The organism is Xanthobacter autotrophicus ATCC 700552, assembly GCF_043194565.1.
Lineage (GTDB): Bacteria > Pseudomonadota > Alphaproteobacteria > Rhizobiales > Xanthobacteraceae > Xanthobacter > Xanthobacter autotrophicus_F.
Map to the genome: position 1 here is coordinate 1 of NZ_JBAFVS010000046.1, position 11751 is coordinate 11751.

At 61.8% G+C, this 11751-nt stretch carries 11 protein-coding genes; 5 read left to right on the top strand and 6 right to left on the bottom strand.

Translation table 11 applies throughout. The annotated features are described in order from the left end of the window. From V5F48_RS24440 to V5F48_RS24465, 6 genes are all read right to left on the bottom strand, one after another. On the bottom strand, nucleotides 1-155 hold a 155-nt coding region (locus V5F48_RS24440), incomplete at its 3' end, for a 3-hydroxyacyl-CoA dehydrogenase NAD-binding domain-containing protein (protein WP_394260574.1). Continuing rightward, nucleotides 152-1114 (bottom strand): NADPH:quinone oxidoreductase family protein, encoded by a 963-nt coding sequence (locus tag V5F48_RS24445; RefSeq protein WP_394260564.1) that lies wholly within the window; start codon nucleotides 1112-1114, stop codon nucleotides 152-154. The genes V5F48_RS24440 and V5F48_RS24445, both read right to left, overlap by 4 nt. A gap of 76 nt (nucleotides 1115-1190) precedes the next feature. Continuing rightward, complete coding sequence (locus V5F48_RS24450) at nucleotides 1191-1961, bottom strand: enoyl-CoA hydratase/isomerase family protein (RefSeq protein WP_394260565.1); 771 nt, start codon at nucleotides 1959-1961, stop codon at nucleotides 1191-1193. Between the two features lie 26 nt (nucleotides 1962-1987). Beyond that, complete coding sequence (locus V5F48_RS24455) at nucleotides 1988-3136, bottom strand: acyl-CoA dehydrogenase family protein (protein WP_394260566.1); 1149 nt, start codon at nucleotides 3134-3136, stop codon at nucleotides 1988-1990. A gap of 30 nt (nucleotides 3137-3166) precedes the next feature. Next, nucleotides 3167-4333 (bottom strand): acyl-CoA dehydrogenase family protein, encoded by a 1167-nt coding sequence (locus V5F48_RS24460; RefSeq protein WP_394260567.1) that lies wholly within the window; start codon nucleotides 4331-4333, stop codon nucleotides 3167-3169. A 75-nt stretch (nucleotides 4334-4408) separates the two neighbouring features. Then, a complete protein-coding gene (locus V5F48_RS24465) occupies nucleotides 4409-5608 on the bottom strand; it encodes an ABC transporter substrate-binding protein (protein WP_394260568.1) in 1200 nt (399 codons plus the stop codon). 316 nt (nucleotides 5609-5924) lie between these two features. Between V5F48_RS24465 and V5F48_RS24470 the strand changes: the two genes are divergently transcribed. The 5 genes from V5F48_RS24470 to V5F48_RS24490 form a co-directional block, all read left to right on the top strand. Then, nucleotides 5925-7922, top strand: coding sequence for an FAD-dependent oxidoreductase (locus V5F48_RS24470; protein ID WP_394260569.1), 1998 nt, complete (start codon nucleotides 5925-5927; stop codon nucleotides 7920-7922). 86 nt (nucleotides 7923-8008) lie between these two features. Beyond that, complete coding sequence (locus tag V5F48_RS24475; RefSeq protein WP_394260570.1) at nucleotides 8009-9652, top strand: AMP-binding protein; 1644 nt, start codon at nucleotides 8009-8011, stop codon at nucleotides 9650-9652. A 21-nt stretch (nucleotides 9653-9673) separates the two neighbouring features. After that, nucleotides 9674-10441 carry a glucose 1-dehydrogenase gene (locus tag V5F48_RS24480; RefSeq protein ID WP_394260571.1) on the top strand — a complete coding sequence of 256 codons (768 nt, stop codon included), beginning with the start codon at nucleotides 9674-9676 and terminating at the stop codon, nucleotides 10439-10441. 10 nt (nucleotides 10442-10451) lie between these two features. Then, complete coding sequence (locus V5F48_RS24485) at nucleotides 10452-11222, top strand: enoyl-CoA hydratase-related protein (RefSeq protein WP_394260572.1); 771 nt, start codon at nucleotides 10452-10454, stop codon at nucleotides 11220-11222. 25 nt (nucleotides 11223-11247) lie between these two features. Next, nucleotides 11248-11751, top strand: a 504-nt coding sequence (locus V5F48_RS24490; protein ID WP_394260573.1) for an alpha/beta fold hydrolase, incomplete at its 3' end; no start/stop codon positions are given.

Here is an 11751-nt window from a genome sequence, read left to right on the forward strand (position 1 = left end):
CCGAGGATGCCGGACCGTCCCTTCTCGGCCGCACCGTCCAGCGCGTCGTAGAGGCGCACCGCATGTCCCGCCTGCGCCGCCACCTGCGCAATCCCCGAGCCCATCGCGCCGACGCCGATAACGGCAACGGCGGCTGTTGTTGAGAGCTTCATCATGCCGGGTTCTGTCCGATCGAGATCAGCGCTCTGCCGCCCGTCCTGCCGCTTGCCACGAACTCGAGCGCGGCCGGTATGCCTTCAAAGGTGAAATGCCGAGCGACCCGCAGCCGGAACCGGCCCTGGTGCCAGAGATCGAACAACTCGGCCTGAACCACTTTGACGCGGTCGGGCGCTTGACGTCGGTACTGGCTCAGCTCGACACCGAGAACCCCGATGTTCTTGAGGAGAAGGTAGTTGACTTTCACAGTCGGGATGTCGCCGGCGGCAAAGCCAATCACCACAAGCCGGCCACTCCATGCGATCGCCCTCAGAGCCGCGGAGAAGAACTCTCCACCGATCGGATCGAGCACGATGTCCGCCCCATGGCCGTTGGTTGCCGCCAAAACCTTCACGCGGACCGCCTCGCGGAGGTCGGAATCGGACACGTCAATTGCCACGTCGGCGCCGGCCTCAAGGATGGCCTGCCTGTCGGCGGCCGATCTATATGTGCCAATCACCGTTCCGGCGCCGAGTGCCTTGGCGATCTGGACGGCCGCAAGGCCAACGGCGCCGCCGGCGCCGCCCACGAGGACAGTCTCTCCCCGCTCAAATTGACCTCGCACCACTAGCGCGAAATACGCCGTGAGGTAGGCGCCGCAAAGTAGAACAGCCCGATCGAACGGAACCTCGTCGGGTACTGGATAGAATTCTCCGATTTTTGCGACGGCCTGCTCCGAGAAGGCGCCGTTCAGAACATACGCGACGACACGATCGCCGACGGCACAATCGGTCACGCCCGGGCCGATGGCGCGAATGATCCCCGCAAATTCCATTCCGGGTGTAAACGGGACAGGAGGAATATTCTGGTAACGTCCCGAGACAGCCAGCGTATCTACAAAACCTACAGCTGCCGCCCTAACATCCACGACAACTTCGTTCGAGCCAGGAACAAGAGCTGGAAGCTCATCAATCTTCATGTCTTTAGGAGATCCGAGCTCCCACACACGGTAACTTCGCATGATTTTGCGCCTTCAGGATGGTGTCGCCGGGAGCTCATGCGTCGGAGAATTTGGACGTGCGCTTCTCGATAAAAGCGGTGATGCCCTCCTGCGCATCCTTCGACTGGAACGCGAGCGTCGAGATCTCGGCCTCGATCTTGAGACCTTCGTTGAGGGGGGTGGAGAGCGCGCGCTTGACCGCTTCGCGGGCATAGCCGAGCGCCACCAGGCTGAAGCCTGAGAGCTCACGCGCGAAGGCGAAGGCCTCCGCGAGACGGCTGTCCGCGCCGACGACGCGATGGACCAGGCCGATGGCCTGAGCCTCCTCCGCCCGCACCGTTCGCCCGGTCATGATCATCTCCAAGGCCCTGGCCTCTCCGACGATGCGCGGGAGACGCTGGGTGCCGCCGTAGCCCGGCATGAGGCCCAGCTTGATCTCCGGAAGCGCCATGGCCGCCCGGGGCGTCGCGAGACGGAAGGTCGAGGCAAGCGCCAGCTCGAGACCGCCTCCGAAGGCATAGCCGTTGATCAATGCGATGGAAGGAATGAGGAGCCCATCGAGTTTCGCGAAGGTGGACTGTCCACGCTCCGCCTTGCGCTTCTTCGTGATGAGATCGATCCCGACCATCTCCTTGACGTCGGCGCCGGCGCAGAAGGCTTTCTCTCCCGCTCCGGTGATGATGAGCGCGCGGACCTCCATCTGCGCGACCCTATCGATCGCCGTGGAAATCTCCCCGATCGTGTCCGCGTTGAGCGCGTTGAGCGCTTCCGGACGATTGAGGGTGAGAACGGCGAATTCGTCCTGTTGGGTGAGCTCGATGGCCATGAGGTCCTCGGTGTTGCTGGTCGTTGTCAGGAGGCCGCCTTGAGCAGTTCACGGGCGATGACGAGCTGCTGGATCTGCGTCGTGCCCTCGAAGATCCGGAACAGGCGCACGTCACGGTAGAAGCGCTCGACGGGGTACTCGGCCATGTAGCCGGCCCCGCCGAAGATCTGGACCGCTCGATCGGCGACACGCCCTACCATTTCTGAGGCGAACATTTTTGCGCACGCGGCCTGCCGGGTCGTATTTTCTCTGCGGTCGCGACGAGCCGCGGCATCCAGGATCATGCATCGTGCGGCATAGGTGTCGGCCTCGCTGTCCGCCAACATGGCTTGGATGAGCTGGAACTCCGCGATCGGCTGCCCGAACTGCTTGCGGTCCTTCGCGTAGACGACGGATTCCTCGATCAGGCGGTCGGCGATGCCGACACAAAGCGCAGCGATATGGAGGCGCCCTTTGTCGAGCACTTGCATCGCCGTGCGGAATCCGTTTCCTTCTTCGTTTCCGAGCAAAGCTGCCGCTGGGACTCGGCAATCCTCGAAAATGACATCGCACGTCAACGCGCCGCGCTGGCCCATCTTCTTGTCGGGCAGGCCGAGTTTGATGCCGGGCGTTCCGGCTTCGACCAGGAAGCAGGAGATCGAATTGGCCTTCCGCTCAGGGGCGGTCCGCGCCATGACGCTGAATAGGCCCGCGATCGGCGCGTTGGTGATATAGCGCTTCGTGCCGTTCAGGATGTAGTGGTCTCCATCCTTGCGTGCCGTGGTCCGCAGCGCCATGGCGTCCGAGCCGGCGTCTGGTTCGGTGAGGGCAAAGGAACCGATCAGTTCCCCAGAGGCGAGCGCGGGGAGATACTTCGCCTTTTGGTCGGGCGTACCGGCGATGACGATCGATTGCGAGCCGATCCCGATATTGGTGCCGGCGACCGAACGGAACGCGGGCGAGGTCCGCCCGAGTTCAAATACGACACGCACCTCTTCCTCCATGGTGAGCCCAAGCCCTCCATGCTGTTCCGAGATGGACAAGCCGAACAGGCCGAGGTCCCTCATTTCCCGGACGACATCGTCGGGAATAGCGTTTGTTTCGACCACCTCGACTTCGCGCGGAATAAGACGCTCTAGGACAAAGCGGCGAACCGTTTCGAGGAGCAGGTTGAACGTATCCGTATCCAGGGCCAAGTTGGGCCCTCCTTCCAAAAGTGAACCTGCTTAGCGCGTCATGAGATCGCGGCTGATGACGTGTTTTTGAATTTGGTTGGTGCCTTCCCAGATCTGTGTGACCTTTGCTTCCCGCATTAGGCGCTCGACGCGATGACCTTTCACGTAGCCATGCCCACCGAACACTTGGACGGCATCCGTTGTCATGCGCATGGCGAGGTCAGAGGCCTTGACCTTGATCATCGAGGCTTCGACGCTAACGTCCTGTACACCCTCGTCGACGAGGCGGCCGACATGGTCGAGGAGTGTCCTGGTCGAGAGGAGTTCTATGGCGAGATCGGCAAGCATGAATGCGATCGCCTGATGGCCGATGATCCGCTTGCCGCCTTGTTGACGCTCGTTCGCGTAGGCTACCGCGTCATAGAAGGCTCCGGAAGCGATGCCCAACGCCTGGGCCGCAACGCTGGGCCGGGACTTGTTGAGGACGGCCACCATGATCTTCATGCCGTCGCCCGGATTTCCGAGAAGGTTGGCCCGCGGTATGCGGCAGTTCGTAAAAGCGAGCTCGGCTGTGGATGATGCGTTCGCACCCATCTTGGATTCAAGGCGAACCACGTCGAAACCGGGCGTCCCTTTCTCAAGGATGACAACGGATACCGCCTTCGACGAATCTTCCAGCTCGCTCCATTTCCCGAACACCAAGACAACGTCAGCAACATCGCCTGTGGTGATGAATATCTTGCCGCCGTTGATAACGATGTCGCCACCATCGGGCTGGAATCGGGTGCGAATGCTAGAACCGTCCGAACCCGCGTGCGGCTCGGTGATGGCAAAGGCACCAAGTCCGCCATTCGCGATCAACGGCAGGAAGCGCTCCTTCTGGAGCTTGGTACCGAACTCCTGGATCGGCTTCGCGACTGCACCAGTCGTGCCGAAAATGATGCCCGTCGAAGCACAGGCTTCGGAGATGAGACGAACCACTTCGAGGAGGCAGCGATAGCTGACCGGCGAACCACCATATTCTTCGGGAACGAAGATGCCGTTCAGCCCGACTTCCTTCAGGACCTTGAAATTGACCCAAGGAAATTCCTTGCGTTCGTCCAATCCCCCAGCGTTCGGAGCCAGAACATCAGCAGCAATCCGAGTTACTTGCTCGATGACGAGGGTTTCTTCGGCGGTCCAGTTTCGGGATTGATCGAAATGTTCAAGAGACTTCATGGCGGTGAGACCTGAGGTGATGCAGGAAGAAAGGTGCGCCACGCGCGCGTCGCGCAGGTGGTGCCAACGGGAACGTCAACGCGCCAGCGCACATTCGCTCTCGGCCAGGGGCCGAAACGCCTGGTCGGCCGGGACGGTAGCGAGGCGCTTGTAGAGATCCCATCCGCCGGAGGATTCGGCGGGCTTCTTGACCTCGAAGAGATACATATCGTGTAGTTTGCGGCCGTCCTTGCGCACGGAGCCCCTGCCGAACGCCTCGTCCTCCGTAGGGAGCTCTTCCATCTTCGCGACAACCGCCTTTCCATCTGTCTTCGGCGCCCCTGCGGCGAGCGCCTTCAGGTAATGAAGGGTGGCTGAGTAAGCACCGGCATGCACTTGGCCGGGCATCTTGCCCTCGGCACGCTCGGCGAACCGCTTGGAGAACGCTCGGGTGCTGTCGTTCAGGTCCCAGTAGAATGCCTGGGTGATGACAAGCCCTTGCGACGCCGGAAGTCCGAGGCCGTGGACGTCGGTGATGTCGACAAGAAGGCCGGCCAGTCGGATGCCGCCCTTCGTGAGGCCGAACTCGGCCGCCTGCTTCACCGCATTGATCGTGTCCGCACCGGCATTGGCGAGGCCAACAACGTTGGCGCCGGAAGATCGCGCCTGCAGGAGGAAGGATGAAAAATCAGGCGTGTTGATCGGCACCCGTGCCCTGCCGACGACTTTTCCTCCCGCGGCCTCGACGAAGCGCGAGGTATCGCGCTCCATGGCATGGCCGAACACGTAGTCGGTAGTGATGAAGAACCACTTGTTGCCACCGGATTGCACCAGGGCCGAGCCTGTGCTCTTGCTCAAGGCGTAGGTGTCGTAGGTCCACTGGATCGTATTTGGCGAGCAGGCCTTATTGGTGATATCCGAGCTCGCGGGACCGGAGGCAAGGAACACTTTGTTGCCGTCCTTCGCGAGCTGGCCGACCGCCATCGCTACGCCAGAACTTGCGACATCGACGACAGCATCGACGCCGTCCTGGTCGAACCATTTGCGCACCACCGAGGACCCGATGTCGGGCTTGTTCTGATGGTCTGCTGAAATCACCTCGATCTTGAAGTCGGGGTGCAATTTTTGGAATTCCTCGACGGCCATCTGCGTGGCGATGACAGAGCCTTTTCCAGAGAGGTCCGCATACGGCCCGCTCAGATCGGTGAGGACACCGAGCTTGACGTTGGTGTCCGCCCAAGCCGGCGCGTGCAATGAGGCGAGGGCGCAAGCGAGCAATAGCCTTCTCAATTTCATTGTTTTTTCTCCCTAGGGAAGCGACCTCTTCGAACCGCACGCGCAACCTATCGAAATGCGTCATTCATTGTCAATATGTTGATTCATATACCATAGGCACCGTTGGAAACAGATTGTGCATCGCGGCATGAATATTCGCATAATTGGCCATTTTATGGGTGTTTTTAGCGATTTCCTTCCCGACCAGCCCTGTGCGGCCGATGATGCCGATATCGCACCTAGGCAACCATATTGACATATATGCAGAGGATCGATAGGGCTTTGTCGTGATAGTTCCTGATCGGAACAGGACATTGATTTCGGGAGGAGATTATCCATGGGCAAGCCACAGTCGGCACTTCTTCAGCCGGTTCGCGTCGGGGCGGTCACTCTACCGAACCGGGTCGTCATGGGCTCGATGCATACTGGCCTCGAATCCCATCCGGAGCGGTTCGACGAACTTGCTCAGTTCTATGCCGAACGGGCCAAGGGCGGCGTCGGGCTCATCGTCACCGGAGGTTTCGCACCGACTTTCGCCGGGCGCATGAAGGACGAGCCCGGAACCTTCGAATTTTCCGAGCAGGTTAAAGACCACCGCAAGATTACCGACGCGGTTCATGGGGCGGGCGGCCGCATTCTGTTGCAGATCCTGCACGCGGGACGATACGGCTACCACCCGGCTATCGTTGCCCCGTCGGCGATCAAATCCCCGATCAATCGCTACACCCCGCGCGCGCTCAACGTTACCGAGATCGAAGAGACGATCAAAGCCTATGCGAGCACTTCGCGGCTTGCGGTCGAGGCCGGATATGACGGCGTGGAGGTGATGGGGTCTGAAGGCTATCTCATCAGCCAATTCCTCGCGGCGCGCACCAATGCCCGAGAGGATGAATGGGGCGGTCCGCTGGAGAAACGGGCCCACTTTCCCCTCTCGGTGGTGCGCGCTGTCCGCGCTACGCTCGGCAGCGGGCCGATCTTGTCGTACCGCATCTCGGCCCTCGAGTTGATCGAAGGTGGCCTGAGCGACGACGAGACGATCTGGCTTGCCCGCGAGGTCGAGCAGGCGGGGGCCGACTGTCTTTCGACCGGGATCGGATGGCATGAATCCACCATCCCCACGATCGCCGGGACGGTCCCGCACGCGGCCTTCTCGGAGGCGACGCGTCGCATCAAGTCCGCCGTGTCGATCCCGGTCACAGCGAGCAATCGGATCAACCTTCCCGAGGACGCCGAGAGGCTCGTCGCCGACGGCGCGGCTGACCTCATATCAATGGCGCGGCCATTTCTGGCCGATGCGGCTTTCGTCAACAAGGTCAGGGACGGGCACCCCGACCTCATCAACATCTGCATTGCCTGCAACCAAGCTTGCCTCGACCACTATTTCACCGACCAGGTGATCAGCTGCTTGGTCAATCCCCGTGCAGCGCGAGAAGGCACATTTTCGGACCTCCCGGCGCAGCGTTCGAAGCGGATCGCCGTCGTCGGTGGCGGCGTGGCGGGTATCTCTGCTGCGCTCGAGGCCGGGCGCCGTGGCCACCACGTCACGCTCTACGAAGCGGCGCCAGAGATCGGCGGACAGTTCACGTTGGCTGCGCGGGTTCCCGGCAAGGAGGATTACGGACGAGCGGTCGAAGGCTTCAAGCGGCAGCTCGCAAACGCCGGTATCCATGTTCGGACAGGCCAACGCGTCGGCATCGATTCATTGGGCCGGGAGAATTTCGACGATGTGATCGTCTCGACCGGCGTCACCCCCCGCCTGCTCGACATTCCCGGCGCCGACGATCCGCGTGTGGTCGGGTACACCAGCATTCTCGACGGTTCGGTCAAGGCCGGCCAGCGCGTTGTGGTCATCGGCGCTGGAGGCATCGGCCATGACGTCGCGCTCTTCGTCGCGCTTGGCGACGATCACAAGCTTCAGTCGGTCGAAGAATTCGAGGAGCGCTGGGGCGTGAAGGGCAAGGCCACTCCGCATCCTGCTCAGCGCACAGTCACGATGGTCAAGCGTTCTGCAGGAGCCTTCGGTCGGACGCTCGGCAAGAGCACCGGCTGGATCCTGCGAAAGGAGCTGAAGGACCTGGGTGTTCGCCAGATCGGCGAAGCGACCTATAGCAAGATCGACGCAGAGGGGCTGCACGTCGAAGTCCAAGGTCGAGCGGAAGTGATCCCCGCAGACACCATCGTGGTGTGTGCCGGCCAGGTCTCGGTCCGCGGCCTCGCCGACGAGTTGGAGGCCCGTGGGCAGTCGGTCCACGTAATCGGCGGCGCAGCACTCGCTGGCGAGCTCGACGCGAAGCGCGCGATTCTCGAGGGCGCGCTCGTCGGAAATCAAGTCTAAACGGGCGGCAAACGAGGGTCAGACCGTGGGATGCCGGGCACGCGGCCGCAGTCCCAACAAACCAATGGTGTCTCCAGGAGGAAAACGTGACTCTCAATCTCGATGCAGATTTTCTACAGCGAAGGCCAGCCAACTATCGGCCGCTGACGCCGATGAACTTCTTGCTTCGCGCAGCGGATGTATTTCCCGATCGCGTGGCCATCATCCACGGCGAGGAGCGATACACGTGGCGTGAACATGCTCATCGCTGCAAGGAGCTGGCGTCGGCACTGACGCACAGCGGGATTCGGCGTGGCGATACCGTGGCCATTCTATCTCCCAACACGCCGGCAATGCTTGAAGCCCATTTCGGCGTGCCGATGTCCGGCGGGCTCCTCAACACCCTGAACATTCGCCTCGACGCCGCCGCCATCGCCTTCATTCTGGAGCATTGCGAGGCGAAGGTCTTTCTCGTCGACAAGCAGTTCAGCGACGTGGCGCGCGTTGCGCTGGCGCAGATGGAGTTCAAGCCGCTGGTGGTCGACATCGAGGATGCACTGGCAGAGGGCGGAGAGCGTATCGGATCGTGCACCTACGAGGAGTTCCTCCAGCGAGGGCATGCGGAAGAGCCGACCTACTGGCCGGAAGACGAATTCGAGGCGCTTTCGCTGAACTACACGTCAGGGACGACCGGCAATTCTAAGGGTGTCCTCTATCATCACCGCGGCGCCTATCTGAACGCGCTTGGGCAGTTGCTGCATCACAAGATGGACGCCGATTCCGTCTATCTGTGGACCCTGCCCATGTTCCACTGCAACGGCTGGTGCTTCTCCTGGGCAATCGCCGCCGTCGGCGGAACCCACGTTTGTCTCCGCAAGGTCGTACCCGAGCAGATCTTCGAGTCCATTGAGGCAAACGGGGTGACCCATCTGTGCGGGGCACCGACCGTTTTGGGCATGCTGATCGAAAGCGGGAAGAGCGCGAGCCGCAAGCTGTCTCGGCCAGTCGCGGTGATGACCGCCGGCGCCGCACCGCCGGCAGCTGTCCTCAAGGAGACCGAAGCCCTGGGCTTCGTCGTGCGCCACGTTTACGGCACTACGGAGCTGCACGGCGTTACGGCGCTCTGCGACTGGCACCGGGAATGGAATGACCTGGTGCCCGATGAGCGCTCGCAGAAGATGGCTCGCCAGGGTGTCCGCACCGCTGTCACCGACGCGATGATCGTCGCCGATCCCATCACGCTCGAACCTGTCCTGCACAACGGTTCCGTCATGGGCGAAGTGCTGTTCCGCGGCAGCGTCGGCATGAAGGGCTACCTTAAGAATCGGGAAGCGACCGAGGAGGCCTTTGCCGGTGGCTGGTACCACACCGGCGATCTCGCCGTGGTCCACGCCGACGGATACATCGAAATCAAGGATCGGTCGAAGGACATCATCATCTCCGGCGGCGAGAACATCTCCTCGATTGAGATCGAGGACGTCCTCTTCAAGCACCCAGCCGTCTCTTATGCGGCCGTGATCGCGATGCCTGACAAGCAGTGGGGGGAGAGACCCTGTGCCTTCGTCGAGCTGAAGCCCGGTCCGGACAACCGCGTCAGCGAGCAGGAACTCCTCGACTTCTGCCGCGCGCGCTTGGCGAAATTCAAAGTGCCCAACCGGGTGATCCTCGGACCGATCGAGCGAACGGCCACCGGAAAGGTACAGAAGTTCAAGCTCCGCGGCCTCGTTCGCGACAACGTGCAGGGCGCCTAACGCCCGGAAATGGAGAAAGAAATGCGAGGACTGAAAGAGCGGGTCGCCATCGTCACGGGCGCCGCAGGCGGGATTGGTCGAGCGATCTGCGAGCGGTTTGTCGATGAAGGCATGAAGCTGGTCGCTGCGGATATCGACGAGAAAGGGCTGAACGCATTCGCCGACCATCTGCATGGCCGCGGCGGTGATGTGCTCCCGCTCGCGTTCGACATCACCCGCTTCGAGGACGTGACCAACGCTGTCGAACACGCCGCCCGGCACTTCGGGAAGATCGACATCCTAGTCAACAATGCCGGGTGGGACATCGCCAAGCCGTTCCTCGAGACCGAACCCGATCTGTGGGACAAGATCATCGCGATCAATCTGCGCGGTCCGCTCAATTTGCACAAGGCGGTTCTGCCCCATCTGATCGCCGCAGGCGGCGGCAAGGTGATCAACATCGCCTCGGATGCCGGCCGGGTCGGCTCGTCGGGCGAATCCGTCTATTCGGCGTGCAAGGGTGGCCTGATCTCGTTCTCGAAGACCGTCGCCCGTGAATGCGCGCGCGACAATGTCAGGGTCAACGTCGTCTGTCCGGGACCGACCGATACCGCGCTGCTGCGGTCGTTTGTAGGCGAAGGCGAGTACGGGCAGAAGATCTACGACAAGCTCCAGAAGGCCATCCCGCTCAAGCGCTTGGGCCAGCCCGATGACATTCCGGGCATGATCGCCTTCTTCGCCAGCAGCGACGCGGACTTCATCACCGGCCAGGTGATCAGCGTGTCCGGCGGCCTGACCATGCACGGATGAGGAACAACAGATGGAATATCAAGACATCAGCTACGAGGTTCGCGAGGCCGCTGCCTGGATTACTATCAATCGGCCGGAGAAATACAACGCCTTCCGCGGGCAGACCTGCGAGGAGTTGATTCACGCGTTGAACAAGGCCGGATGGGACAAGGCTATCGCCGCCACCGTCCTGACCGGGGCGGGGTCAAAGGCCTTCTGCACCGGCGGCGACCAGTCGGCGCACGACGGCGCCTATGACGGGCGCGGCACGATCGGTCTTCCGGTCGAGGAGTTGCAGAGCCTGATCCGCGATGTACCGAAGCCGGTGATCGCGCGTGTCAATGGTTTCGCTATCGGCGGCGGGAACGTGCTCGTGACCTGCTGCGACCTCGCCATCGCCTCGTCCACCGCCGTCTTCGGTCAGGTCGGCCCGAAGGTCGGCTCCGTCGATCCGGGTTTCGGGACCGCTCTGCTTGCCCGCGTCGTCGGTGAGAAGAAGGCCCGGGAGATTTGGATGCTGTGTCGGCGCTATACGGCCGATCAGGCTCTGCAGATGGGCCTGATCAACGCCGTGGTCGCGCCGGAGGAATTGGATGCTGAGGTCGATCGCTGGTGCGCCGAGATCGCCGCGCTTAGCCCGACGGCGATCGCGATCGCGAAAAAATCCTTCAACCTGGACTCCGAGTCGATCCGAGGCATCTCCGGGATCGGCATGCAGGCGCTCGGTCTATTCTACCAGACCGAGGAATCCAAGGAGGGCGTCAAGGCCTTCCTTGAGAAGCGCCCCCCGAAGTTTCGCTGACAGGGAGGTTGCAACGAACGACCTTGTGTCAAGCGAACCCGAGCACACACCCACCATTCAGTGGATCGAAGTCGAGGGTACTTCGATCGAGTATGCGTGGTGCCTGCCGGGGCCAGGGGATGACGATCGGCTGCCGGTGGCACCGATCGTTTTCCTGCATCACGGATTCGGCTGCGTTGCAGACTGGAAGTCATTTCCTGGCAAAGTTGCACAGGCGACCGGCATTCCAGCTCTGGTTTACTCTCGCCGTGGGTGCGGAGCTTCATCGCCATTGTTCCGCCCCCGCGACACGAACTATCTGCATGAGAAAGCACGCCAGTTTATGCCGATGTTGCTCGACGCTCTTGGCGTGCAGCAGTGCCATGTCTACGGCCACAGCGACGGCTCGACGATCGCACTCCTGTTCGCCTCGGCTTTTCCAGACCGAGCGCTGTCCTCAGTCGTGGGAGCGCCGCACGTCTTCGCCGAAGGGATCACCCTCAAGAGCATGGCGACGATGGCATCACGATTCGAGCGAGACCCTGACTTC